Origin of the sequence: Rhodococcus sp. LB1 (assembly GCF_001583455.1) — a bacterium.
Lineage (GTDB): Bacteria > Actinomycetota > Actinomycetes > Mycobacteriales > Mycobacteriaceae > Rhodococcus_F > Rhodococcus_F opacus.
Map to the genome: position 1 here is coordinate 1 of NZ_LTCZ01000243.1, position 25,468 is coordinate 25,468.

23 protein-coding genes and 1 pseudogene are annotated in these 25,468 nt (G+C 65.3%); 6 read left to right on the forward strand and 18 right to left on the reverse strand.

All coding sequences use genetic code 11. From position 1 onward, the window contains the following. The first annotated feature begins 169 nt into the window (after positions 1-169). Positions 170-1,102: an NAD(P)H-binding protein gene (locus AZG88_RS27650; protein ID WP_061699733.1), complete on the forward strand. Its 933-nt coding sequence runs from the start codon at positions 170-172 to the stop codon at positions 1,100-1,102. Between the two features lie 12 nt (positions 1,103-1,114). Here the strand turns inward: AZG88_RS27650 and AZG88_RS27655 are convergent. Further along, positions 1,115-1,722: pseudogene (locus AZG88_RS27655) on the reverse strand (Rv1733c family protein). A gap of 102 nt (positions 1,723-1,824) precedes the next feature. Here AZG88_RS27655 and AZG88_RS27660 point away from each other — a divergent pair. After that, positions 1,825-2,121 carry an antibiotic biosynthesis monooxygenase family protein gene (locus tag AZG88_RS27660; RefSeq protein ID WP_005242388.1) on the forward strand — a complete coding sequence of 99 codons (297 nt, stop codon included), beginning with the start codon at positions 1,825-1,827 and terminating at the stop codon, positions 2,119-2,121. A gap of 376 nt (positions 2,122-2,497) precedes the next feature. Here the strand turns inward: AZG88_RS27660 and AZG88_RS27665 are convergent, their stop codons facing one another. The 13 genes from AZG88_RS27665 to AZG88_RS27725 all read right to left on the reverse strand — a co-directional run bounded on the left by AZG88_RS27665 (position 2,498) and on the right by AZG88_RS27725 (position 15,756). Then, positions 2,498-2,743 (reverse strand): hypothetical protein, encoded by a 246-nt coding sequence (locus AZG88_RS27665; RefSeq protein WP_005242384.1) that lies wholly within the window; start codon positions 2,741-2,743, stop codon positions 2,498-2,500. A gap of 158 nt (positions 2,744-2,901) precedes the next feature. Next, positions 2,902-4,650 carry a sigma-54-dependent Fis family transcriptional regulator gene (locus tag AZG88_RS27670; protein ID WP_061699734.1) on the reverse strand — a complete coding sequence of 583 codons (1,749 nt, stop codon included), beginning with the start codon at positions 4,648-4,650 and terminating at the stop codon, positions 2,902-2,904. Positions 4,651-4,752: 102 nt separating this feature from the next. After that, positions 4,753-5,073: a hypothetical protein gene (locus AZG88_RS27675; RefSeq protein ID WP_005242380.1), complete on the reverse strand. Its 321-nt coding sequence runs from the start codon at positions 5,071-5,073 to the stop codon at positions 4,753-4,755. Then, positions 5,070-6,440 carry an FAD-binding oxidoreductase gene (locus AZG88_RS27680; RefSeq protein WP_061699735.1) on the reverse strand — a complete coding sequence of 457 codons (1,371 nt, stop codon included), beginning with the start codon at positions 6,438-6,440 and terminating at the stop codon, positions 5,070-5,072. The genes AZG88_RS27675 and AZG88_RS27680 overlap by 4 nt, the downstream gene beginning before the upstream one ends. Before the next feature lie 50 nt (positions 6,441-6,490). Continuing rightward, positions 6,491-6,817: a putative quinol monooxygenase gene (locus tag AZG88_RS27685; RefSeq protein WP_061045812.1), complete on the reverse strand. Its 327-nt coding sequence runs from the start codon at positions 6,815-6,817 to the stop codon at positions 6,491-6,493. Positions 6,818-6,916: 99 nt separating this feature from the next. Then, positions 6,917-8,566: a chaperonin GroEL gene (groL, locus tag AZG88_RS27690; protein WP_061699736.1), complete on the reverse strand. Its 1,650-nt coding sequence runs from the start codon at positions 8,564-8,566 to the stop codon at positions 6,917-6,919. A 42-nt stretch (positions 8,567-8,608) separates the two neighbouring features. Continuing rightward, positions 8,609-9,634 carry an NAD(P)-dependent alcohol dehydrogenase gene (locus tag AZG88_RS27695; RefSeq protein ID WP_061699737.1) on the reverse strand — a complete coding sequence of 342 codons (1,026 nt, stop codon included), beginning with the start codon at positions 9,632-9,634 and terminating at the stop codon, positions 8,609-8,611. Continuing rightward, positions 9,631-10,374, reverse strand: coding sequence for an iron-sulfur cluster assembly protein (locus tag AZG88_RS27700; protein WP_005242371.1), 744 nt, complete (start codon positions 10,372-10,374; stop codon positions 9,631-9,633). Before AZG88_RS27700 ends, AZG88_RS27695 begins: the two co-directional genes overlap by 4 nt. Then, the gene (locus AZG88_RS27705; protein ID WP_005242369.1) at positions 10,371-11,417 is read right to left on the reverse strand and encodes an amidohydrolase family protein; all 1,047 of its coding nucleotides are present in this window, start codon (positions 11,415-11,417) and stop codon (positions 10,371-10,373) included. The genes AZG88_RS27700 and AZG88_RS27705 overlap by 4 nt, the downstream gene beginning before the upstream one ends. A 79-nt stretch (positions 11,418-11,496) precedes the next feature. Continuing rightward, positions 11,497-11,838 (reverse strand): propane 2-monooxygenase effector subunit MimD, encoded by a 342-nt coding sequence (gene mimD, locus AZG88_RS27710; RefSeq protein WP_005242368.1) that lies wholly within the window; start codon positions 11,836-11,838, stop codon positions 11,497-11,499. After that, the gene (locus tag AZG88_RS27715) at positions 11,835-12,941 is read right to left on the reverse strand and encodes an aromatic/alkene monooxygenase hydroxylase subunit beta (RefSeq protein WP_061699738.1); all 1,107 of its coding nucleotides are present in this window, start codon (positions 12,939-12,941) and stop codon (positions 11,835-11,837) included. Before AZG88_RS27715 ends, mimD begins: the two co-directional genes overlap by 4 nt. Positions 12,942-12,992: 51 nt before the next feature. After that, positions 12,993-14,036, reverse strand: a complete 1,044-nt coding sequence (locus AZG88_RS27720) for a 2Fe-2S iron-sulfur cluster-binding protein (protein WP_005242363.1) — start codon at positions 14,034-14,036, stop codon at positions 12,993-12,995. A gap of 85 nt (positions 14,037-14,121) precedes the next feature. Then, complete coding sequence (locus tag AZG88_RS27725) at positions 14,122-15,756, reverse strand: methane monooxygenase (protein WP_061699739.1); 1,635 nt, start codon at positions 15,754-15,756, stop codon at positions 14,122-14,124. Positions 15,757-15,958: 202 nt separating this feature from the next. On the opposite strand from AZG88_RS27725, the gene AZG88_RS27730 reads away from it, so the two are divergent. Together AZG88_RS27730 and AZG88_RS27735 are read left to right on the forward strand one after the other, a co-directional pair. Continuing rightward, positions 15,959-17,740 carry a sigma-54-dependent Fis family transcriptional regulator gene (locus tag AZG88_RS27730; protein ID WP_442971758.1) on the forward strand — a complete coding sequence of 594 codons (1,782 nt, stop codon included), beginning with the start codon at positions 15,959-15,961 and terminating at the stop codon, positions 17,738-17,740. Positions 17,741-17,854: 114 nt separating this feature from the next. Further along, the gene (locus AZG88_RS27735) at positions 17,855-19,312 is read left to right on the forward strand and encodes a catalase (RefSeq protein WP_061699740.1); all 1,458 of its coding nucleotides are present in this window, start codon (positions 17,855-17,857) and stop codon (positions 19,310-19,312) included. A 90-nt stretch (positions 19,313-19,402) separates the two neighbouring features. On the opposite strand, the gene AZG88_RS27740 is transcribed toward AZG88_RS27735, so the two are convergent. Together AZG88_RS27740 and AZG88_RS27745 are read right to left on the reverse strand one after the other, a co-directional pair. Then, positions 19,403-20,563, reverse strand: a complete 1,161-nt coding sequence (locus AZG88_RS27740; protein WP_061699741.1) for a hypothetical protein — start codon at positions 20,561-20,563, stop codon at positions 19,403-19,405. Next, entirely contained in the window at positions 20,563-21,513 is a 951-nt protein-coding gene (locus AZG88_RS27745; RefSeq protein ID WP_005242357.1) for a metal-dependent hydrolase, read from the reverse strand. Before AZG88_RS27745 ends, AZG88_RS27740 begins: the two co-directional genes overlap by 1 nt. Before the next feature lie 261 nt (positions 21,514-21,774). Here AZG88_RS27745 and AZG88_RS27750 point away from each other — a divergent pair, with 261 nt between their 5' ends. Beyond that, a complete protein-coding gene (locus AZG88_RS27750) occupies positions 21,775-22,380 on the forward strand; it encodes a TetR/AcrR family transcriptional regulator (RefSeq protein WP_005242356.1) in 606 nt (201 codons plus the stop codon). A gap of 87 nt (positions 22,381-22,467) precedes the next feature. On the opposite strand, the gene AZG88_RS27755 is transcribed toward AZG88_RS27750, so the two are convergent. Further along, the gene (locus AZG88_RS27755) at positions 22,468-22,842 is read right to left on the reverse strand and encodes an ANTAR domain-containing protein (protein ID WP_005242355.1); all 375 of its coding nucleotides are present in this window, start codon (positions 22,840-22,842) and stop codon (positions 22,468-22,470) included. A gap of 77 nt (positions 22,843-22,919) precedes the next feature. Next, the gene (locus AZG88_RS27760; RefSeq protein WP_061699742.1) at positions 22,920-23,882 is read right to left on the reverse strand and encodes an NAD(P)-dependent alcohol dehydrogenase; all 963 of its coding nucleotides are present in this window, start codon (positions 23,880-23,882) and stop codon (positions 22,920-22,922) included. 266 nt (positions 23,883-24,148) lie between these two features. Between AZG88_RS27760 and AZG88_RS27765 the strand changes: the two genes are divergently transcribed. Further along, positions 24,149-25,468: condensation domain-containing protein (locus tag AZG88_RS27765; protein WP_231914226.1), on the forward strand; the 1,320-nt coding region annotated here is incomplete at its 3' end.

Here is a 25,468-nt window from a genome sequence, read left to right on the forward strand (position 1 = left end):
AGGCGTCACCGACTAGCGAGCACCCGTGCGTGGTTGACGAGTCTCTGCACTCGTCAACCACGCACGGGCGGCGAAGCCGGTCAGTGATCCCAAGTGCCCTATTCGGTGGGTGGCTGGCGCGTGCCCTCCTGTCGTAACGTCGCAGGAGAGCGTAAAACCAGGAGGTGGCATGAGTGACCGGGCGCCGTTCCTGATGACCGGTGTGGGCGGTGGTTACAGCAGTATCAGCCGGCTGGTCGCAGAGCAGCTGCTCCGCAGTGGCGAGCCCGTGCGTGCGATGGTTCATCGCGACGACGGCCGCGCCGATGCCCTACGGGAGCTGGGAGCGGACATCGTCGTGGGCGATCTGACGCGCCCTGGCGACGTCGCTGCGGCGCTGGTGGGCGTGAGGCGGATGTTCTTCAACATGAGTGTCTCCGCAGACTATCTGGAGGCAGCCGCTGTCGTCTGCGCGATTGCCGACGAGCGGGGCGATCTCGAGGCGTTGGTGAACATGTCGCAGATGACGGTGTCACAGATGACGTCGACCAGCACCGACGAGTCTCGGCACCAACGGCTGCACTGGCTCGCCGAGCGCATCATGAACTGGTCCGGTCTGCCCGTCGTCCATGTCAGACCCACGGTCTTCCTGGACAATCCGCTGTTCACCGTTGTGGCGAGCCGTTCCGTCGCCGAGCGCGGCGTCTTGGCCTTGCCGTTCGGTACCGGCAGGACCTCGCCCGTTGCCGCCACCGACGTGGCCCGAGTGATCGCCACCATTCTTCAGGATCCAGCAGGGCGTGTCGGGCAGGTCTTCGAGCTGACCGGCCCCGCCGTCCTGGACATCGACGGACTCGCCGAGCAGTACACCCGTGGCTTGGGTCGGCCGGTAACGGGATCCGATCTGCCCTACGGCAGCTTCGTGGAGCTGATGGGCGCGGTGCCCGGTATCTCGTCGCACACCGTGCAACACCTTCTCACCGTCGCCAACCTGCACCGCGACGATCGCTACAACCGATTGACCACCGACGTCGAGAACGTGACCGGCCGGCCCGCGCAGTCGGTCGAGCAGTACGTCGCCGCACACCGCGAGCTGTTCTCGAGGCCGGCCGCAGCTGGGTAGTACGGGCTGGGGTCATCGCGGTGGTGCGTCGAACCGAGTCCACTCGTACGCCCATTGCCGCATGCGGGTCCGGGCCAACACCGCGTGTACGAGTGCCGGGACGAGGACGATGCCGCCGGATCCGAGCGCCCATACCCCGCATGCGGCGGTCACGGCCACCGCCGTGTCTTCCCGGTTGCTTCGGATTGGCCGGTGAGGTTGCCGTCGGCGCCGACGCTGACAGTGATGGTCTGACCCGCCGTCGCGTGCGCGTCGGTGGGTACCACGGCGGTGTGGTCCCCGTTGGGCGTCGACCAGCGGACTCGGGCACTGTCCTGGTTGTGGCTGGGTCGCAGTGCGTCGTCCGGTGTGTCAGGTGCTGGGTGGGTGTCCTCGAGCAGGACTGCGGGTACTTGGTGCACGCCGGAGCGCAGCGCCTGGGTTTGTTGTTCCAACCGGGTGTGGGTTGCCGTTCCATATGCGGCGGCGCACGGGACCAGCAGCAGTATCAGCATCGCGGCGAGCAGCACGAGGACGGCCTCGTAGCGGTCGCCGCGGCGCATCAGGCGGTTGCGACTCCACGGCCCGAGTCGCCACCACCGGATCGGCGTGGGTACCGGTGCCAATTCCTCCCGACGCATCATCCGACCTCCGGCAGGATTGCGGTTCTTCTCCTTTCGATTGTGCGACGGAATCCGCGGCGGTGCATCCGGTTGCCCGACGTCGCCGCGCATACTGTGCTGATGATCTTGGAACACGCACTTCTGTCCGTGACACCCGCGAGGGTCGAGGAGTTCGAATCCGCGTTCCGGCAGGCCGAGTCGATCATTTCGTCGATGCCCGGATTCCTGCGACTGCGATTGTCACGCGGCCTCGAGCGGTCGAATGTCTACCTTCTGCTGGTCGAGTGGGAAGAGCTCGAAGACCACACCGAAGGCTTTCGGCAATCGAGCCGATACCAGGAGTGGAAGGACCTGCTGCACCACTTCTACGATCCCTTCCCACTCGTAGAGCACTACGAGCCTGTCCGCGAAGTGTGATGATTCGACGCCTCGACGAGGCTTGCGCAACATGCGGACACCAGTCTTGTGGTGGCGGGGCTGCCGCCGTCACCACACGACGGGCACACCATCGTGACGGTCCGTGCGATTTCGTCGACAGTGACGGTGAGCGGCACGGCGCACTGGCGGCACCACCTGTGTCGCGTGACGGCGTTGACGTGAGTCGGCGACGCGACGCATTGGTGAATCCACCGTCGGTGCAGTGGGCACGTCGTCCGGTCGTCGGGGGACAAGGTTCGCGCATCCTCGGCGGCGTCTTCCCTGGCCAGTCGATCAGCCAGGGTGGTCGCACACCATCGTCCCACCCCTGATGGGCGGCGACGGACCGGTGCGGGCCGGACCGCGCAGGAGGTAGTCATGGGGTCACCTCTACGAGATCGAACCGGGAGTGCAATTGCGCCCAGGTCGCCCGGCGACGGCCGTCGTGGGTGCGGTAACCGCTGCCCGGCTCCGGAACCCAGGTCCGCATCAGATCGTCACGTACCGCGGGACGGTCGGCGGGTTCACCGGTGTGCGCCAGCGCGGCGACCAACCACACCCGGGAGGTTGTGCTGCCGGGGGATACCGAGTGGGTATCCGCGCCAAGCGGGTTCGTCTTCATGGGTCGTCCTCACGTCGGTCCCGGTCGCGTACCCGTACTCGAAAAAGGTTGTTCCTCAACGAGTGCTGATCCGCGTGGGATTCTCTGTCTGACCTCATGATCCGCCGGTTGCAGCGGGGCGAATGTCTCATTTCCTGACACTGGTGGCGCGGACGACGTCAGATGTCGATGCCGAATTCCTTGATCTTCCGGTAGATGGTGGCCCGTGAGATGCCGAGAGCTGTCGCTGCAGCCTTCTTGTTGCCGTGGTTCTCTTCGAGGCTGCGCACGATGGCGTCGCGTTCGAGGGCTTCGATCTGCGTGAGTGTGTGTCGGCTCAGAGCTCGGCACATCGGGGGAAGCTGCTCGACCTCGACGACACCGGAGCGCTGACGCTGGACCACCTCGTGCAGAACCTGCCGGAGCTCGGTGACGTTTCCGGGCCAGCTGTACTTGCAGAGTTGGCGCATCGCCGCAGGCGAGAGAGACAAGTCCGCGCCGCGACCGAGCTGCCTCAGTAGATGCGGTACCAAGCTGTGGAGATCGTCGATGCGATGACGCAGCGCGGGCATGGTGACGGTATGGCTGAAGTGGGGAAGGATCAGTGTGTCGAGGTCGGTGTTGTGATCGGTTCCGCCGATGGTCGCACCGATCCATCCGGCGTGCTCGCGTCCTTGAATGAGGTCGGAGACGATCCGCTGCTGTGACTCGCCGAGGAGGTCGATGTCGCGCAGGATGACGCTGAATCGCTCTTGCCCGAGTTCCTGTTCGAGTGCCGACAGGGCGGCGCTGTCGCCCGCGAGTTCGGCCACCGTGAAGATCCGTGTGCGGATGGGAATATGTTCGATGGCAACAGCTTTGAGAGCCGATCCGCGGCCGCTTCCGGTTTCGCCGGACACGGTGACCCACTGTTGTTCGCGCGCGCAGCGAGCGATTTGCTGGCAACTGCGGCGCCAGGACGCGCTGCTCCCGGTGATTCCGGGCAAGACGCGGATGCTCTCGAGCGCAGGGGATCCCGATGTGGGGATCTCGAGTAGATGCACGTAGAACAAGGCCATCTGCCTCCGAGCGCCGAGCCCGAAGTCCTCGACCGATGACAGCCGGGCCGTCTGCCCGCTGGGCAGGGCGACGATGTGTCGTTGGGTGGCCGGAGTGCCGCTCAGGTCGACGGCGTGTTCGAGCAACGCACCCTGATCCTGGGCATCCAGTGCCACGCGTAGTTTTCGGTTGACGAGAACGACATCGTCTCCGAGCGCCAACACTCCCGTCTGGGGTGACCGCCGACAGGCCTTCAGATAGGCGTTGAGTAACGCGGTCTGGTCCGCACTGGCCTGTGCCAGGAGCCGACCTTCGATCTGAGCCGTGGCGGATTTGGCGAGGGTGGCCAACAGCGGACCCCCGTCCTCTACCCAGCCGGTGAGATCGAGTGCACCGACGAGGGCGCCGGACATCGGATGGGTGATCGGGACACCGGCGCATGCGAGCTGCCCGAGACAGTCGGCGTAATGCTCGGCGCCCGTCACCAGGGTGGGCTGACGGGTTTCGAGAGTGGTGCCGATGCCGTTCGTGCCGGCGAATTCTTCCGAGTAGCTGTAACCGGGTATCAGTTGGACCGCGTCGAGTGTCCGATCGAGTCGTCGGCTGGCGGTGATCCTGGTCAAGATCACTCCGTCAGCCGAGGTCAGGATGACGCTGACTGGTTCGTCGACCAGTCCGTCCGCGAGCTGCCGCAAGACGGGTTCGGCTGCCGCAACGAGAGGGCAGTCCAGATTCGGCTCTCGTACGAACGGGAGGTCGAGCTGATCCGGGCGCACCTTGAGCGACTTCGATCGCTGCCACGAGTACGAGATGGGCTGGCGAACGGAGCTGTCGAGGTCGTTGTCGGCGAGGAACAGCTCTCGCGCCTTCTGTAAATCCTTGCTGGTCATGCTGTGTTTACGCCCCGATTCTCCACCTGTCACATTCCTGAGAGTACGTCGTCTCGATGTGAGACGGGTCTCAATATGAGACGGGCTGGCGGAGGACCGGGTTCAGTGCGGGGACGGCCGCGCCGTCGGCCGGGATTCGCTGTCATCGACGTGGCCTTGCGCCGCAGGGGAAGGTGGATGATCGATTCGGGGTAGCCGCTCGGCGCACACGGCGAGAAGGCGCTGCCGGAGGGTGTCGTCGAGGGGCGGGAAACGGCGCCCGGCCAGGACCTGCAGGCGTTCGAAGTACTGCGCCTCGGTCCACCCGAAAGTGACGAAGATGTCTTCGGCACTGCCGCCGCCGAACAACGCCCACCGGTTGCCGAACTCCACGACGAGGTCGTCGTCCCGCTTCGATCGGACATGTGGTTTCGTCGACGTCATATCGCGCGCCCCGGATTGAGAATCCCGGTGGGGTCGAACGCTGCCTTGACTCCTGCCATCAGGGACCTCTCCACCGAGCCGATCATGGGTTCGAGGTAGCGGCGTTTGAGGTCGCCGACGCCGTGCTCGCCGGTGATCGATCCGCCCAGCGCCAAGCAGCGCGCCACCATCTCGTCGAAGGCCTGGTGGGCCCGATCGGTGGCGTCCGGATCTGCGGCGTCGAACACGATGGTGGGGTGGAGGTTGCCGTCGGCGGCGTGCCCGAAGGTGCCGATGAGCAGGTGGTGGCGGTCGGCGATGCGGGCAATGGCGTCGAGCAGGTGCGGCAGCCGGGGCACCGGCACGGCCAGGTCGTCGAGCAGAGTGCTGCCGCGGCGTTCGAGGGCGGTCAGCGCGACACGGCGGGCTTGCATGAGGGCGTCACCTTCGGCCGGGTCGGTGCTCACGTACAGCTCGGTGGCCGCGGCGGCACGGCACGCGTCCGCGCTGCGCTGCGCTTCCGCCGCGGCCGCGTCGCCGTCGCACTCGATCAGCAGCAGCGCGCCGGCCGTCTCGTCGAGACCCATGTGGGTCATGTCGTTGACGGCCGAGATGGTGGTGCGGTCCATGAGTTCGACCAGCCTCGGGTCGGCCACCGCCTGAATCGCCATCACCGCGTCGACCGCCTGGACAGGATCGGAGAAGGCGGCGACGACGGTGGCCGTGTGCGCCGGTGTTCGGCGCAGCCGCATGGTCGCCTCGACGATGACGGCGAGGGTGCCCTCGGACCCGACCAGCAGTTGAGTCAGGTTCAATCCGGCGACATTCTTGCGGGTGGCGGCGCCGGTGTGGATGATCCGGCCGTCGGCGAGCACCGCCTTGATCCGGGCGACGTGGTCGCCGGTGACCCCGTACTTCGCGCAGCACGCCCCGCCGGCATTGGTCGCGAGGTTTCCCCCGATCGTGGAGACGGCGCGACTGCCGGGGTCGGGGACGTACCAGAGTCCGCGCTCCGCGGCCGCGGCAGCGAGGTCACCGTTGACCACTCCCGGCTCCACCGTGGCGGTGCGGGATTGTTCGTCGATGGTGAGGATGCGGTCGAGTTTCTCGGTGCTGAGCACGATGCAGCCGTCGATCGCGTTGGCCCCGCCGGCGAGACCGGTGCCCGCCCCTCTCGTGACGACCGGAATGCCGTACCGGTGGGCGGTTTTCAGGGTCGTCACCACGTGATCGGTGGTCCGGGCGCGGACCACCGCGATCGGATGTCCGGAGGGGGAGAGCAACGACTGGTCGCGGGTGTAGGCGATCATGGTGTCGCTGTCGGTCACCACGGCATCTCCCAGCGCCGCGAGCAGACCCGCGACGGGGCCGGTCGTCACCACGGTCATGCCTTGTCCTTCCACGTGTTGTATTCCGTCAGGTTGTGCACCGCACCGGGTTACCGGCTGATCTCCAGTTCGCCCATGCGGGACCAGTCGGTGCCGGGTAGGTCGGTGTGGATGATGCGCGGTGTCTCGCTCAGTGCCGGGCGCATCGCGTCCAACCCCTTCCGGAAGTGGTCGGCGGCGACGTGGTCGGAGCCGGCCTGCCCGTCCCGGAACGCCTCGATCAGCACGAATTCGGCGGGATCGTCTGCGCTGTGATGCCATTCGAACCAGAGGTTGCCCGGCTCGGATCGGGTCGCGTCGGTGAACTCCTGGGTGACGAGCAACCAGTCGTTCCGGTACTTGTCGAGGACCTTGAACTTCACCACGATGAAAATCACGATGACTCACTTTCTTTCGGACGAATGCCTCACCGCCGGAACGGGGGAGTGGGTCACCGCCTCGCAGGACCGTCGAGGCGGTGACCCATCGGCTTTGCTCTAGTAGATGTTCGACGGGCGGACCATGCCTTCGGCGAGATCGCCGAAGCCGGGTGCCATGATGGCACCGGGATTGCCCAGCACCTCTTCCACGACAGCGGTCTCCGTGGTGATCAACAGTGCCGCGATCGAGGCCGCGCTCTCGAGTGCGGCGCGGGTGACCTTGAACGGATCGATCACCCCGTCGTCGAACATGTCCCCGTATTCACCGGTGAGCGCGTTGAACCCGTGCCCGAGCGGCAAACCGGCGACCACCTCGACGACCTCGTCGCCGTCGAACCCGGCGTTGATCGCGATCCAGCGCAGCGGTTCGGCGAGAGCGCGGCGCACGACGTCACACCCGATGGCCTCGTCGCCGGTCAGGTCGAGATCGGCCAACGCCCGATGCGACTGCGCCAGCGCGGTACCACCACCGGAGACGATTCCCGCCTCCACCGCGGCCCGAGTGGCGGCCAGGGCGTCCTCCACGCGCAACATCCGCTCCTTGAGCTCGACGCTGGTCGCGCCGCCGACGCGGATGACGGCAACCCGACCGGTGAGCCGGGCAATGCGCAGTTCGAGGCTCTCCTGGTCCGCCTCGATCTTGGCGCGCTCGTGCTGGGACACGAGCTGGGCGATGCGGGCGTCGAGCAGCCGCTGGTCCCCGTGCCCGCCGACGATCGTGGTCTCGTTCTCGGTGACGGTGATGCGATCACACGAACCGAGATGCTCGACACTGATTTCGGACAGTTCGATGCCGGTGTCCTTGGCGATCACATGCCCACCCAGCGCCACCGCGAGGTCCTCGAGCTCTGCGACCCGGCGGTGCCCGAAACCTGGGGCCCGGACGACCACCGACTGCATCGTCTTGTGCATGTTGCCGCCGACGAGCAGTTGCAGGGCCGGCCCGTCGACTTCCTCCGCCAGCACCACCAGTGGCCGGTCGGCGCGCTTGGCCACCTCGATGCTCGGCATGATGTCTTGGACCTGGGTGATCTTCTTGTTGGTCAGCAGGATCAGCGGATTGGTGTGCACCGCTTCCATCCGCTCCGGGTCGGTGACCATGTAGCCGGAGATGTAGCCGTGATCGAACTCGATGCCGTCGACGATGTCGACCGACAGCCCGAGGGTGTCGCTCTCCTCGGTGGTGACGACCCCGGACTTGCCGACGTAGTCGACGGCCTTCGAGATGGCGTGCCCGATCACCTCGTCGTCGCTGGCGGCGAGGGTCGCGATCCGTTGCAGATCGCTCTGCCCCCCGATCTGGGAGGTCTGCTCGTGGAGGGAATCGACGACCACGGACACGGCCCGTTCGATACCGCGGCGCACCCGCATGGGGTTGGCGCCGGCATCGACGGACCGCAGCCCCTCTCGGACCATAGCCTGGGCGAGCACGGTCGCGGTGGTGGTGCCGTCGCCGACCACACCATTGGTCTTCATCGCCACTTCCTTGACCAGCTGGGCACCCATGTTGGCGAAGGGTTCGCGGAGCTGGATCTCGCGGGCGATGGTCACGCCGTCGTTGGTGATCGTCGGTGGTCCGGTGAGTTTCTCGAGCACCGCGTTGCGCCCCTTGGGGCCGAGGGTCACCTTGACCGCGTCGGCGAGGGCGTTGACGCCGTGCTCGAGCCGCGCCCGGGCGTCCGTGTTGTACCGCAGCTCTTTTGCCATGGCTGATGTTCCTTTCGTGCTTCGAGCGGAGGATGCGGAGTGCTACGGGACGAGAATCGCCCGGCCGCGCACCCGGCCGGCATCGAGATCGTCGAGTGCTTGCTGGAAGTCCTCGAGCCGGTACCGAGTGGTGTGCAAGGTGACCTTGCCCTGGGCGGCAAGGGTCATGAGCTCCTGGAGGTCGTTGTAGGAGCCGACGAGATTTCCGATGAAGTTGATCTCGGTGGAGATCACGTCGATCGTCGGGACGTCGATGTTCTCGCCGTACCCGACGACGTAGTAGTTCCCGGCGCGGCGCAGCATCGCGATCCCTTCTGAGGTCGCGCCGCCCTCGCCGACGAAGTCGACGACGGCTTCGGCGCCGTGACCGCCGGTCAGGTCGAGCACCTGCTGGATGTGGGTGCCGTCGGCGACGATGCCGTGGTCGGCGCCGATCTTCACGGCGAGTTCGACGGCCGCGGGGTTGCGGTCGAGCACGACCACGGTGACGCCGGAGATCGCCTTCAGGACCTGGATGCCGATGTGACCGAGCCCGCCGGCCCCGATCACGACGCACACGTCTCCGGGCCGGGTCGTCTTCGCGGCCTTGGCAACGGCGTGGTACGCCGTCAGGCCCGCGTCGGCGAGGGCGGCGACGTCGGCCGGTTCGAGCGAGTCGTCGATCCGGACCACGCTGCGGGCGGTGGTGCGCAGATATTCGGCATACCCGCCGTTGACGTCGATGCCGGGGAATTTGCTGTTCTGGCAGTGGACGTCGTCTCCGAATCGGCACGCCCGGCACAGTCCGCACGTGATGAGGGGGTGCAGAATCACCTTGTCGCCGACCGCGACATTGGTGACGGCGTCGCCCACGGCGTGGACCCAGCCGGCGTTCTCGTGGCCGATCGTGTACGGCAGCGCGACGCCGGACTTCGCCTCCCACTGCCCTTCGAGGATGTGCAGATCGGTGCGGCACACACCCGCGCCGCCGATCCGCGCGATGACATCGAGCGGGCCTTCGATCGTGGGTTCGGGAATGTCGGTGAGCTGCAGCTTGGTGTGGTATCCCACCACTTGCACGGCCTTCATCGCGGGCTCCTGGTTCTGAGATTGGTGATTCGCGGTGTGGCGCCGACGGATTCGCTGTCGGCGTAGCGGGTGGCGAGCAGCCCGCGGCAGAAGTGCGCGTTGCCTTCCATCGAGATGCGCACCGACTTGGCGAAGCGCAGCCGCATCGGCACCGATTCCGGGGCGAGGCGCTTGCCGTCGTCGTCGACGAACACCCGGCTGGCCGGGCAGATGCTCAACCCGATGCCGATCCGTCGACGAAGCAACGCGGCCTTGGTCTTTCCGGGAGCGAGGTCGCTGAGGGTGAGCCGGTAGATCTCGTTCACGCCCACGTCGGTGGTCTTCAGGTGCGCCTCGACGCACCGCTCCATCGCCGCGGCGTGTGCCTTGGACCGGAACGTTCGGCGCAATTCGTGCAGACTCTCCTCCGCCTCGGAGCCGAACGTCCCGACGTATCCGGCGTCGGCCGCGAGACCGGCGTTGATCTTGTCGCTGTCGTGATGGTCGTCGAGCAGCACCCGCACCTCGCCGATGTCCTCGACCAGGCGCAGGGCGTCGAGGGCGTCGGAGGCCATGAGGTAGGCGAAGTTCGGCGAGCAGAACGCGGTGGGCAGCCGCAGGTGCACGGTGACCCCGTCGTCGTCGAGGGTGACCGACCGGACGAAGCCGAGATCGGTGATCGGCTCGTCCAGTTCCGGGTCGGTGACCGTCGACAGGGCCATCAGGACGTCCTGCTCGGTGCAGACGACGGCGGCGGTCATGACGACACGGTTTCCCGCGCCCCGGCAGCGACCTCCACTCCTTCCTGCCCGGCCGGCTCGGCCAGTCGCAGGTTCGCGGGAACGTCGATGTCGTACAGCGCTGCCGCGTTGAGGCCGAGGATCTTCTTTTTCTGCAGGGCGGTGATCGGGGCGTACTCGCCCTGCATGTCCTCGGGGATCTGGAAGTCGACGAACTTCTCGATCAGCCACTTCGGGGTCCACAGCGCATAGTCGCTGCCGAACAGAATCTTGTCTTCGCCGATCCAGTAGAGCAACTCGCCGATGATCTGGGCGAAGTAGCGGGGCCGGGTGTGGATGAACGGAAGGGCAACCGCCAGGCCGCCGTACACGTTCGACTCCTGGGTGGCGATCCAGCAGAAGTCCTCGAGGCGTGGCAGGCCCACGTGCTCGACGACGAACCGCAGGTCCAGGTAGTCGGTGGCGACTTTGTCGATGTCGGAGACGTCGAACGCGTCGCGGTCGAGGGGACGGATCGTCGGGCCCTTGTGGACGTGAATGTTCTTGATCCCCAACTCGATGCACTCTTCGAGGTAGCGCCGCGACCAGGGGTCGTCGAGTTTGTAGCCGCGGGAGTCGCCGTGCCATTCGGCGGTGTAGAGCTTGACGCCCTGCAGGTTCATCCGGTCGGCGTCCTTGCGGAGTTGTTCGAGCCCGGCCTCCTCGTGACGGGGATCGTAGGCGTGGTTGTAGGTCAGTTTGCCGGGGTGCTTGGCGACCAGGGCGAGTGCTTCGTCGGTTCGCCCGAATCCGTTGTGGTAGAAGTCGCTGAGCAAGGTGGCCTGGAAGATCGCGTGGTCGACGTATCCCTCCACGAAGATGTCACGTTCGAAGCGTTCGCTGCCGTAGTACGTGTAGGTGTCGTAGTCCCACACGACCTCTTCGGGGCTGAGGTTCTTGTGGTAGTCGTAGAAGCAGTCGATGAACTGCTTGCCATGCACGTTCTTCTGGTTCGACTCGCGGGCGTCCCAGACGTGTACGTGGCCGTCCACGATGAAATATTTCTGACCGTCCTTCTGATACATCGGGTCCTCGCTTGGTCCTGGTTATCGGGTGGGCTGGGGGTGTCCGGGGCCACCCTGTGTGGCCCCGGACAGCTGCGATCTACTGCGCCGTGAGGTCGAATCCGATGTACTCGGCGGCGTCCTCCGGGCTGGCGAACAGCAGGGTCTTCTCGTCGAGGTGGACCATGCGCCCGTAGTGGGTGGAGCTGATCTCCTCGAAGATGGAGCCGTCGAACTCCTGACCCAGGGCGTCGGTGAGTTCCTCGTAGTCGAAGTCGAGCAGGCGTTGGCCGTCGACGCGGATCATCGACGGGTACTCGGTCAGCTCCACGCCGTCCTTGGCGCCCATCACCTCCGCGACGACACGGCCGATGGGGGTGTTCATCAAGGTGACGCCACACATGTTGGAGAACTCGGTGGACGATCCGAATTGCATGCTCACTGGTCCAACTCCTTGGGGATGTCGAGCCCGAGATCCTCGAGCAGGGAACGGAACTTGTCGGTGGCGGCATCGAAACTGGTGGCGAAGGTGATCGCCTTGTCGGCCGGCTGCGACCAGATCGGCTGCAGCGCCCGGGCGGCGTCGAGGCACCGCGGCACCCACGTGGCGAGCCAGGCGCCGAACAGTTCCTTGTTCGCCGCCCCGTGCTCGGGATCCCGGGTGAGCAACCGGAACAGGTTGCGGGTGTAGTCGAGGTCGCGGTCGTAGTCGTGTTCGCCGGTGCCCACGATGGTGGGGGTGATGTAGTCACCGTTTCCGGCGGCGATCTGCATGACCAATTCGCTGCGGAACAGGGTGCCGACCAGCTGCTCGAAGACGATGTTCGAGCCGAACAGCAGCTCGCACCAGTCCGGAACCGCGGTGAGCCGCTCGACAACCTCGCGGGTGGGCTGCCACTCGGGCGCCGACTGCCAGACCTCCTTGTGGGCGGTGCCGTCGAAGTTCTCGGTGGCCTCGGACAGGTCCAGGTTGAACAGGGCCAGATCCTGCGCGAAGCGCATCTTGTGGGCGGCGTTCACCGCAACGGCGGTGTTGATCATGTTCGTCGGGCAGGACCGCTGGATGGAGGTGAACACGTGCAGCGCCAACCCGTTCTCGGTGTGCATCCACGCCCCCAGGTTGCGGGAGACGAACGTCAGCCACGGGGTGTTCCAGCCGTCGTAGACCCGGGCACGCTTGGCGTTGGACAGGCACAACTCGACCTGATGGACCACCTTGGAGTTGTTGCGGTAGATGGTCTGGTCCCATTCCTCGTTCGGATCGAGGAAGGCGTGCCAGTTCGACGACTTCGCGGCCGTCCACTCCTGCGGATAGCCGCCGGGACCGTCACCGAAGCCGTAGATCCAGCCCTGGGAGAGGTGGCGGTCGGGATCGGGCTGCACGTCGACGGTCACGTCCTCGTACATCGTCGACCGCTTCTTGGCCGGCGTGTAGTAGGTGAAGGTGCGGCTGCGGGAGCTGGGGAACTCCAGCGCACCGGCTTCGGAGTCGGTGAACTCGATCTTCGGGAAGCTACGTTGCTTGGACTCGGCGGTTGCGGTCATCTCGTTTCTCAGTTCTGTCGGTGAAGCAGGAAGGTGGTCTCCGAGGGACGTCTACTCGAAGGCGGGGCTGGTGAACTTGTCGTAGAAGATCTGGTCTTTCGGGGTGTCGTTCGCCTCGAGCAGTTCCAGGGCGGCATCGACCATCGGCGGCGGCCCGCACAGGTACACCTCGGCCCGGCCGATGTCCGGTTCGCGGCGGCCGACGACGTCGGTGACATTGCCGTCCTCGACGGCGATCGCACCCTCGGGCAGCGGGTCCATCGATTCCGAGAGGCAGGCCACGAACGTGAAATCCGTCAGTCCTCGTCCGAGTTCGAGGATCTCGTCGAGGTAGAACAGGTCCCGCGGGGTGCGGGCACCGTAGTAGAAGTGGACCTGCCGGGTGTTGCCCGTCTCGCTCATGTGCCGCAGCAGCGACAGAAGCGGCGCCATCCCCGCGCCGCCGCCGATGAAGACCATCGGCAGGACATGCCCTTCCTTGATGGTGAACGACCCGTACGGGCCGGTCAGGGCGATCTCGTCACCCACCGAGATCCCGTCCTCGAGCAAGCCTGCGAACTTGCCACCGGGGTATTTCTTGATGAGGAATTCGACATGCCCCGGCGTCGATCTGGTCGTCGCCATGGAGAAGGACCGATGCTCCTCGGTGCCCGGTATGTGCAGGTCGGAGTACTGACCGGGTTTGAACTCGTACCCCGCCGGTTCGACGGGCGCCAACCGTAGCGACACGATGTCCTTGGTCATCGGCTCGATCCCGGTCACCCGAGTGCGCACATCCTGGATGGGGACACCGCCGAGAAGTTCGTCCTCGTCGAAATTGAGCAGCTCGATGGTGCAGTCGCTGTATGCAGTCGAGCGGCAGAGCAGGACGTGTCCCTCGTCGACCTCGGCGTCGTTGCACGCAAACGTCGAGTAGTCCTCCATCTGGATATCGCCTTCGAGGACAAAGGATTTGCATGCCGAGCAGCGTCCCTCGCGGCAGCCGTGCATCAGGTGGATGCCTTGCCGGAACGCGGCATCGAGGATGTACTCGTCTTCGCCGACTTCCATCTCGATGTCGACGGGGTCGAAGTTGATACGGTGCTTGTCGGCCACGGGTTCTCTCCTGGACTCGTGAAAATGAATGGTGAAGCGGTGGGTGGCGCCGGAGTGGCCGCGGCGCCACCCACCGGGCCTGGGATCAGGCCGGAACTGCGCCGCCGGCGCGGTACGCGGCGATGTGCGCGTTGCGGTCGGCGTCGGACATCTCGTTCAAGAGCACGTTCGGGCTCTGGAAGGTGTTGCCCCGCACGTCGTCGAGAGTCCACATCTTCTTCGGATCTTCCAGATCGAGGTGCGGCTGACCGACCAGGGTCTTGCCGTCGTCGCGGACGTAGCCGAGATCGGAGACGATGTCGGCGAGGTCCTTGCCGTGATGCAGGGTTTCCCACTCCCGGAATCCCGTGAGCCGGCCCATGTTCGGGGTCGGGCGGCCCTGGTACTCGCTGCGGAACGCGACGGCGTCGGTCCAGTAGCAGGTTTCCGAGCAGTAGGTCCGCCACTGCTCGTCGACCTTCTCCACGACCATGTCCTCACGGATGAGTGCGGGAACCATGCAGGTCCAGCACCGGTGCGGGTACTGGTATCCGACCTCCTCGAACGCGATCGGCTTGTTGCGACCGGGGTAGGCGAGCCGGTTGTACTCCTCCCACCACTTGCCGTACTTCGAGTACCAGCCCGGGTACTTGTGCTCGAACCACTCGAAGTCCTTGTCCGTCATCGCGTCGATCCGCCAGTAGTTCACCGGCCATCCGGTGGCGAAGAACCGGGCCACCTCGTGGACGTAGCCCTTGTCGGTGATCCGCTTCCACGCCTCCTCGACCAGGTCGTGCGGGATCGTCAGGCCGTACTTCTCGAGCGGGATGAGGTAGCTGCGGTAGTAATCGTCGTAGATCCACCGCCGCCACATCTCGGCGTAACTCTCCCGGTCCTTGCGGCGGTCCTTCGTGCCGTACTCGATGAAGGTGCCGATCGCGGCGTCGACGACGCAGTGGTTGTTCCACCACGCGTACCGCAGGTCACGTTCGAGTAGTGGACGGTTGCGCTCGTCGGCGAGTGCCATCAGCAGGATCGAATAGCCGTTGGAGATGTGCCGCGACTCGTCCGACTGCACCGAGTGGAAGACCGTCGGCAACAGGTAGTCACCGTTGGCGGCCGCCTCGTCGGGCATGGCAACGAACAGGGTGTTGGTGAACGCCGTCTCGGCGACCACGGTCAGATAGATGTTCGCCGCGGTGATCGCGTCGCCGGTGATGAACCCTTCACCGAACTGCCTGCCGATGGTCCCCGCGTAGTTGTTCGCGAACGCCTTCTCGGTCATGTCGAAACCGGCGGGATCGATGTAGTTGTTCATGTACAACTTCTTGAGGTTCATCTGGATCGTCGAGTGACGAACCTCGTCGATCATCTGCACCGCCAGCCCGTTGTGGATCTCCGGGTTGGGGACGGCGTCGATGGCCATCGGCATCGCTCGGGCGGCCGAGATCTCCGGGAACGGAATGATCGACAGGAACAGCTTCTGCCATTCGAGCCACCGCTGCTGCACCTGGCGGAACATGTTGCCGCGGATGGCACCGTCCATGGCGCCGTACACGCGGTTGTCCTTCTCTTCCTCCATCGGGAAGTAGGACCGCATGATCTGCTTGAGAGGATCCTTCTTCGGAGCCTTCTCGAAGGTGTAGTCGGTGCCGAACCGGGTGGCCGGGGTTGCGAATGTCGGATCCCATGACAGTTCGGTGATCTTCGCGTGGGCCTTTGTCAGGCTTTGCCTACTCAATGTGCGCCTCCTGGATCGTGAGCCGGCCGGGTGCCGGCTGTGGGGGGACGTTGTGGAAATTGATTGAACCCCGTGATCCAGCTCTCATCCGTCTCAGTGTGAGACGCAGGTCACGTCCAAGTGGGTGGTGGCTGCCTACACTTGCCCCGCGCCGCGGCAGACCCCCACGCCCTCGATCAGCCGACACGGGAGACCAGAGCGAGTGACCCCACAGCCCATCAGCACGTCACACCACCGCACGACGTGGAATTCGAACTCGGACTCCGAGTTGGCTCCGCCGAGTTCGCCTGCGGGATCGGAGAACCTTCGTCTGAGCAATTGGCTCCGGGTGTCCTGGTCGCGATCTCGGCAGGCGTTGGGTGACGACGACCGGCCCGCCGCCGCGTACGTCGAGCGCGTGAGCACCGACACGGTGCTCGAGCGCGCCGCCCGATCCGTACTGCCCGACGTGACCGCCTACATCGAAAATGAGCCGGTATCTTTGATTCTCACCGATGGGAACGGCATCGTGCTCTCCCGCACCGGTGGCGACAGCGCCTTGTTCACCGCGCTCGACCGAGTCGACCTCGCCCCGGGTTTTCGCTACGCGGAAACCCAGGTCGGCACCAATGGAATCGGCACTGCGCTCGAGGTCGGCCGGCCACTCCTCGTGGACGGAGACCAGCATTTCAGTGGTCCGCTACGGTCCTTCTCCTGCGCGGGAGCGCCGGTGACGCACCCCATCACCGGGGCGATTCTCGGTGTCGTGGACCTGACCACCGCCGCGCAGAATTCCAACACCCTGCTGCTGTCCTTCGCCACACTCGCCGCAGCCCGCCTTCGCGAGCGCGTTCTCGACGACGCAACCGAACTGGACCGGGCGATCTTCAGTGCGTACCGGTCCGCCTGCCTGCGCTCCAGCCGGCCCGTCGTCGCTGTCGGTGACGAGGTCGTGATGATGAACTCGCTGACCCGGCAACAATTCGACTCACCAGACCAGATGGCGATTCTCGAACGCACCCGAGACATCGGCGGCGAAACGACACCGGTCACGATCCTCACCGACCTGCCCAGCGGAACGGTCGCACGCCTGAGTTACGAGCCGGCATTCACCGGTAGCCGGCTGGCCGGAGGCATCGTTCGGATCACGAAACAGGTTGCTTCGCGGCGTCTTTCCGCTCCGAAGGTGAACGCGCCCATCCCGCCCGCAATAGCCGGAACCGGCCCGCTCTGGCGACACACGGTCCAGGCGGTCGTCGACGCCTGCCGACGAGAGGACTGGCTCGTCCTCGACGGAGAACCCGGCGTCGGCAAGACCGCCCTGATCCGAGCGGCACACCAACTCGTACCGGACCGCGGACTTGCCGTACTCGACGCCGGCGCACTCGGCGACGACCTCCTCACCGTGGCCTCCGACGAACTCGACAGCGGATCCGACCTGGCAATACTGCACGCGCACGCCCTGGACGAGGCACATCTCGCCGCACTCACGGACCTACTGCAGGACCTCCAGGCGCAGGAACCGCCTCGCAGACCGTGGGTGGTGCTCACCCGGTATCCCCAGGACTCGACCGACACCAGTCCACTGCTGCGCATGTTCCCCAAATCGGTCACGGTGCCACCCCTGCGGCACCACCTGGACGACCTTCCCGATCTTGTGCGCAGCTTGCTCGACACCCTGGGGGCCACCGGCCTCACCCTGGCTCCGGCCGCCTCGAATCAGCTCGCGCGTCTGGCGTGGCGCGGAAACGTCACCCAACTGAAGAAGGTTCTCGAGGACACCTACCGGCGGCAACGGTCCGGTGTCGTCGAACTCGACACCCTTCCTCCCGCATGTCGTTCCACCACACGCCGAACGTTGACCAGGATGCAGGCGCTCGAACGTGACGCGATCGTGGACGCCCTCTCGCTTCATGCCGGCGACAAAGCCGCCGCCGCCACTGCCATCGGAATGTCCCGAGCGACGATCTACCGCAAGATTCGCGAATTCGGCATCATGCTCTGAACGACCCCGACCGCGGGAATGTCAAATTGAGACATCGCTGCGCTCTGCCCTGAGGGATGCTCTGGCCGAACCATATTCACCCGCCCAGCCTCGGGTGTCAGACAGGAGAAATCGATGACCAACCCGAACGGACTCACCACAGTCGCCGGTGCGCCGGTACCCGACAACCAGAACAGCGTCACCGCCGGCGCACGCGGTCCGTTGCTCCTGCAAGATGTCTGGCTTCTCGAGAAACTCGCGCACTTCGACCGCGAAGTCATCCCCGAACGTCGCATGCACGCCAAAGGCTCGGCCGCCTTCGGCACCTTCCGCGTCACCCACGACATCACCGCACACACCAACGCCGCCGTATTCTCGGAGATCGGCAAGCAGACCGAGATCTTTATGCGATTCTCCACGGTCGCCGGTGAGCGCGGCGCAGCCGACGCCGAACGCGACATCCGCGGATTCGCCGTCCGCTTCTACACCGAGCAAGGCAACTGGGACGTCGTCGGCAACAACACCCCCGTCTTCTTCTTCCGTGACCCCCTCAAATTCCCCGACCTCAACCACGCGGTCAAGCGCGATCCGAAGACCAACCTGCGCTCTGCGGAGAACAACTGGGACTTCTGGACCAATCTCCCGGAGGCGCTGCACCAGATCACCATCGTGATGTCCGACCGCGGCATCCCCGACGGCTACCGGCACATGCACGGATTCGGGTCACACACCTTCTCGTTCGTCAACGACGCCGGGGAACGATCCTGGGTGAAATTCCACTTCCGCACCCAGCAGGGCATCAAGAACCTCACCGACGAAGAAGCCGCCGTCGTGATCGCCGGCGATCGTGAGTCGGCGCAGCGCGACCTCTTCGATGCGATCGAGGAGGGCAACTACCCGAAATGGACCCTTTTCGTGCAGATCATGCCGGAAGCCGACGCCCAGACCTACCGCTACCATCCGTTCGACCTCACCAAGGTGTGGTCCAAGAAGGACTACCCCCTCATCGAGGTCGGGGAACTCGAACTCGACCGCAACCCGGAGAACTACCACGCCGACGTCGAGCAGGCCGCGTTCTCCCCGGCGAACATCATTCCCGGCATCGGCTTCTCCCCGGACCGCATGCTCCAAGGCCGGCTGTTCTCCTACGGCGACGCCGCCCGCTACCGGCTCGGCGTCAACCACCACCAGATTCCGGTCAACAGTCCCAGGGGTGCAACCCACGTCAATTCCTTCCACCGTGACGGCGTCATGCGCGTCGACGGCAACCAGGGCAGCGTCCCGAGCATCGAACCCAACTCACACGGCCGATTCGCCGACCAGCGCAGCTACGCCGAACCGCCACTCGAAGTCGGCGTGGTCGCCGACCGGTTCGACTACCGAGCAGACGACGACAACTACTTCGAACAGCCCGGCAACCTCTTCCGCAGCATGAGCGCCGAACAGCAGACTGCGCTGTTCGAGAACACCGCCCGTGCCATCACCGGAGCGTCGTCCGCTGTCGTCGAACGCCACATTGCCAACTGCACTCGCGCAGACCACGCCTACGGCGAAGGCGTGCGAAAGGCCTGTGAAGCCCTCGGCGCCTTGTAGTTCGCAACATCCCAGCCCGTGATCTGCGCGCATCACCGCCAGATCACGGTTGGGGTCGCACCGGCCAACCAGTCGCTCGCGTCGTCGCGCCTATCGGACCGCGTTCGGCACCGCACCCTCGCCGGAGATCGGGCCGCGGCCGTCAGCGGGGCCCCGCGGCACCGTGAAGGTGGCGGCGACGCACAGAATCGCAATCGCGAAGCAGGCGATGGTGTACCAAAGATTTCCGATGGGGTCGCCATTGCTCGTGACGCCGTCGACAGCGCCGAAGTAGCTGGGCAACGCGGTCACCCACAGAATGCCCATCACAGCGAGGTACACCACGCTGTAGACACGGACGAAATCGTTCGAGTAGGCGGGAACGTTCGACGTCCCCCGCCGCAGCCGCGACCACTGCCGGACCAGGATCGGGATCGCGACGAGCACGATGACGATCAGTTCGGTCGCGTAGAGAATTCCCCGAACCGTGGTGCTCTCCATTCCGATTACCGTCGCCGGGATCGGGAGGATGAATGTGCCCGCCGACGCCAGGAGACCGATCACGATCGTGCGCCACACCAGCTCCAGCCCGGTGAAGTCCCGACCCCGGTCGGCGTAGCGCCCCACGAAGAACTGAACGCACAGGGCCAGCGACATCGGCCAGAGGGCCGCGAACACCACCACACTCGGCAGTGGGACCGAGTCGAACATGGGTTGGTTGACCGGGTTGGTGGTCGACCATTCCCACCACCTCAGCTGCGGTCCGAGCTGGTCGAAGATTTCGTAGAACGCGTGGTGCACGAAGCCCACGCAGACCGCGCCGACGAGGACCCCGTACTTCCGGAAGACGCCGAGCATCCGGACGAGCTCGAAGGCCAGCGTGGCCATCAGCGGATAGATCGCGATGATGTACAGCGGCAGCCGGCCCCACAGGAAGTCCACGGTGAACACGTTGTGCGCGAACATCGTGTCCACGTGCTCTTCGATTCCGAACGCCGCCGGAAAGTACAGCGGCGGCTCGATGACGAACAGGTACGCGGTGGCGCCGAACCAGAGCGCCAGATTGGTCGGATCGCCGTTGCGGCGCCAGCGCAGGATCGCGAAGATGAGCGCGAGCACCGAGCCGAGCACGATGGTGAGCTCGAGAACCGGCAGGGTCCAGTTCTCCAGCGCGAACGGGCTGCGGACCTCGACGAGTCCGCCGGCCTCGGCGCACGAGAATCCGAGCGCTGTCGAGAGTTGGTCGAAGGTGGGCGAGCAGAGATCGGCCATCAGTCGACCACCGCCGCGACGGGATCGGTCCGGCGTGCCCGCGACTCTGCGGTGTACCAGCGGGTGCAGTCGTAGCCTGCCTCGTATCGGGTGAACCACTCGTCGGCGAGCGCGGGCAGCTTTTCGTGCGTGGGGTCGTGCTTCGGCATCTGACTACGGACGATGCCGGCGAGGGCGGTCAGCTGTTCACCGCGCGGGAGGTCGTCGAACGCACGCGGCATGACGCCTTTGCTCAGGTACGGCGCGAACACCGTGAGCAGTTTCTGCTTCGTCCGGTGCGTGGCGAACATCGACATCGAATCGACCTTCCGCTCCTTGATCGGCACGTGCTGGTTGAAGCCGGCGCAGGCGATCCGCATCACCTTCATCACGTGGGCGAAGATCGAGGGAGCCATCCGCATCCGGTACAGCTCTTCCCCGACAAGGGAATTGAAGATGATCATCGCCGAACTCCGGTGTTCGACCTCCTCGACGAAATGCCAGATGAACAGGGACGCGACCCGGTCGTCTCCCGGCCGGAAGAGGGTCGCGTCGTTGTCGAGCATCAGTTTGAACACCGGCGTGAAGGTCGCCTCCAGATCCGCGGTGTAGGCGAGTCGGTAGTTCAGAGTGGTCGCCTCGGTGAGGAGGTCGTACTCGCCGATCACCGCGTCGAGGGTGTTCTGGAGCCCCGGGTATCGCTTGATCAGGGCTTTGACGTGCTGGCGATGCGCGGTCGAGTGGTGACCCTCCTGACGCATGAACGCCACGGCCTCTTCTGCGACCTCGGGATCGGTCATTCGTGGTTTGGCCTGCATGATCGCCTTGACGATCATCTTCTCGAAGCCGACGGCCAGGAACGAGATCGCATTCGACATGCTCGACCACGCCGGGTTGTCGGGGTTCCAGAGGAACGGGACGTCCTGTTCGTCGAACGCGAAATCCATCTTTCTGGGGTGCAGGTCGGGCATGTGGATACCTCGTCTCGTGCGGCATGAGTGGGCTGCAGCCTCTGGGTGGTAGAGACCCAAGTGATTAATAACATACACAGATCGAACGGATTGTATGATTACGTTTCGACGGTTTCCTGGCGAGCGTCTGCGAAGCAGGCCTTCGGGTCGGAGGGGCTATGCGTTCGCGGTAACCTCTGAGTCCAGGTCGGGCGGTGCGCCGACAGCCCTTGCGCGACGTTCGGGCCCCGCGGCGCGTTGTGAGAGGTAGGGAAAAGACAGGTGGCTGGCAGGCGTGGGTGGGGTGGCAGTCCGCCTGGAAGTGACGAAGAAGCGTCCCGGCGAATCGTCACCGCCGCTGTCGAGCTCATCAGCCGGAAAGATACGGCGATCAGCATCGCCGACGTTGCGGAATCCCTCGGCGTCATCCGTCAGACGGTGTACCGGTATTTTCCCAGCACCGATGCCCTCCTACGGGCGGCAGCCATCGCCGCCGTCGACGGATTCCTCGACCGCCTCACAGAACACCTCGTGGGTATCGAGGATCCCGCAGAAGCCGTGGTCGAGGCCGTGATCTACACGCTCGACGAAGCGCCCCGCATTCCGCAGCTCGGCATCATGCTGTCCGGCTCTCACTCCCACACCGCGGGAATCACGTCCGACGAAGCCCTTTTGTTCGGAATGACGATGATCAGGCGTTTCGACGTCGACTGGGAGCGGCACGGCTACGATGAGCCGGCGCTGCATCAGCTCGTCGAATATCAGCTGCGGACGATGCAGTCGTTCTTCATCTCGCCCGGAAACCCGCCGCGTAGCCAGGACGAACTGCGTGCGTATCTGCGACGGTGGGTGGGATCAACTGTCGCCGTCCCACACAGGCCGGCCTAGAGGCCGGGCGGCGATCGGCCGCAGGAAAATGGGTGCGCTGCCGCTGTCGGCGACCCCGGCGCGCCGACAGCCGACGGGCCGCGCTGGTCACGGTCGAATCTGCGTCGCGAGGTGGGGATGGTGTCGCCCGTGCAGGCTGGCTATTCGCCGCGAAGGACGGTGGTGCCCCGACGACTGTCCGCGGAGTCCTTCCCACTCGGGGAACGTGCCCGGACGGCGACTGGTGAGGTGCCGGGTGTTGCTGGTGAGGTCGATCAGGCACCGGGCGGCGCCCTGCACGGAGAGGTGGTGCCGTCGTGCCACGTCGAGCAGTTCGTCGAAGGCCTGGGCATCGCTGTAGCCGCGGCTGGTGATCAGAACTGCTTTCGCGGTGGTCAGTAGTTCACGGTCGGACGGCCCACGGCGCCGGTCGAGGAAGCTTCGGGTGGGCCGCGGGGGGTTGGGGTTCTCGGATTTCAACATGTGGCATCGTCCTTTTGTCTACGAGATTCCCCCAGGTCGCGATCTCGTAAACGTGCGCGATCTCCGGGGAGGCCCGTCTAAGCCACGGTTATGACGACGTTGCCACTCTTGTGTCCGGTGTCGACATACTGGTGCGCCTCGACGATGCGTTCCAGGGGATAGCTGCGGTCTATGACGACCCGCAATGTGTCCGCTTCGATGAGCTGTTTGATGTACGCCAATGCGTCGTTCTTGCGGACGGACATACCGGTGACGACTTTCTTACCGCCTCGGATCGACGTCCAGAGTTGCAGCACGTTGTTGTTCAGCCCGGATGTGGGAACGTAGCACCCGTTCTCGGTGAGCGAGCCCTTGCACCGAGCGAACGAGTTCCTGCCCACCGTGTCGAAGACGACGTCATATGCTTCGGTGTTCTCGGTGAAGTCCTCTTCGGTGTAGTCGATGACCTTGTCGGCGCCCAGGGACTGCACCATCTCGATATTGCGCGGACCGCACACGCCGGTGACCTCCGCGCCGAAGGACTTGGCGAGTTGGACCGCGTAGGTGCCGATGCTGCCGGAGGCGCCGTTGACCAGGACCTTCTGTCCGGTTCGCACCTTCGCCTTGTCCCGGAGGAAGAACAGTGCGGTTGTGGCGCCGTCGACGGCGGCGGCGGCCTCTTCGTAGGTCCTGTCGACCGGCTTGAGTGCGAGCGAGGCGGTTTCCGGCAGGCACTTGTACTCGGCGTAGGCGCCGATATCGAAACCGGTGAACCCGAATACCTGATCGCCCGGCTGGAACCTGTGCACGTCCTTGCCGACGGCCTCGATCTCTCCGGCAAGCTCGAGGCCCAGGGTCCGCAGTTTCCTTCGTGGCCGTCGCAGCCCGAGGATGAACCGGCCCCATAGCGGTTCGCCCCGCCGCATCTTGCATTCGGCTGTAGTCACCGTCGTCGCGTGGACTTTTATAAGGACTTCGCAGTCCTTGGGCGTCGGTTTCGGGACCTGCTCGAGCTCGAGCACTTCGGGTCCGCCGAACCGGGTGTGGATGATCGCCTTCATCGCGGCCTCCCTCTGCGGCGTTCCAGGTCGTCGCGTCGAACAAGCTCACGGCCGAGCATACTTCTCCGGCATCCTCGTCGTGGGGTTGCGCGGGCGGTGCAGGGTGTTCACACCACACCCCTAGGGTGTGTTTTCGCGCACGGCGATCTGCGGGACTGTAGTGGCGTCGGTATATCCGGCTGCCCTGCCCACAAGGACCGAGCGTCCCGCCGTCGATCCAGCGGCGCAAGCCCAGTTTGGTGATGTTGATGGAACACGCTGCGCGAGTGAACTACCGAGAGCATCGATCCGATCCGTTCCCGCTGTCCGCGGCGCAGCACGGGCTGTGGTTTGCGCAGCAACTCGCCCCGGACGTGCCGATCTGCATCGCGCAGTACGTCGATATCCGCGGGCTGCTGGACGCCGATTTGTTCCGCGAGGTGGCACTCGTCGCCGGCCACGAGTACGAGTCGGTGTTCCTGCGTCTGGTCGACGTCGACGGTGAGCCGCACCAGGTGATCGACCCACCGGCCGATGCGGCCATGGGAATCGTCGACTTCCGCGGTGCATCCGAACCGATGGCCGCCGCCGAGGCATGGATGCAGGAGAACTACACGGCACGAGTCGATTTCGAGCACGACTATCTGTGCGAGTCGTCGCTGCTGCGGGTGGGTGACGATCGGCACCTGTGGTACAGCAGGATCCACCACGTCGCCCTCGACGGATATGCGGCGATGACGATGGTCAATCGTGTCGCCGCCCTGTATACCGCGGCAGTCCAAGGTCTCGAGCTCCAACCGAACCGTGCAGCGGACCTGCACACCCTGCACCGCCTCGAAGAGGACTACCGGGCGTCCCACCGGTTCTCGTCCGACCGCGACTACTGGGCCGAACGTCTCCACACACGGACGAACGGCGCCTCCCTGACCGACGTCGATGCTCCGCCTGCCGCCCACAGCCTGACCGTGCGCACGGCGCTGTCCGCCGATACCGTCGCACGGCTCGAGGACACCGACGGCCGGCCGGGCGCGACGGCAGCGGCCGCGTTGATCGCCGCATTCGCCTGCTACCTCTCGCGGCGGACAGGACGGCAGGACGTGCTCGTGGACATTCCGCTGTCCGCACGCACCACCGCTGTACTGCGTCGATCCGGCGGAATGCTCGCCAACGTCGCGCCCCTGCGGGTGCAGGTCCGAGCCGACGACACCGTCGGCGACCTCGTGGCCCGGGTCCAGCACGAACTGATGGGAGCAATGCGGCACCAGCGCGGCAACGTCGAGGACATTCTGCGCGAGCTGGGCGTGTCCGCAGAGGCCCGCAGGATCTCGGGACCGATGATCAACGTGATGCTCTTCGATCAGGATCTCACCTTCGGGTCGCTGACCGGAGACTTCCGGATCCTCACCACCGGTCCCGTCCCGGACCTGTCCGTCAACGTGTACCGGAGCGGCACTCCGGCGTCGACGATTGTCGAGTTCGAGGCCAACCCGTACCGCTACCGCGACGACGACCTGCGGTCGCATCACGCCGGCGTCGTCGGATTGATCGACGAACTGCTCGCCGCCGACCCCGGCACTCCGCTCGCTGTGATCGGTGCGGCGGAGTTG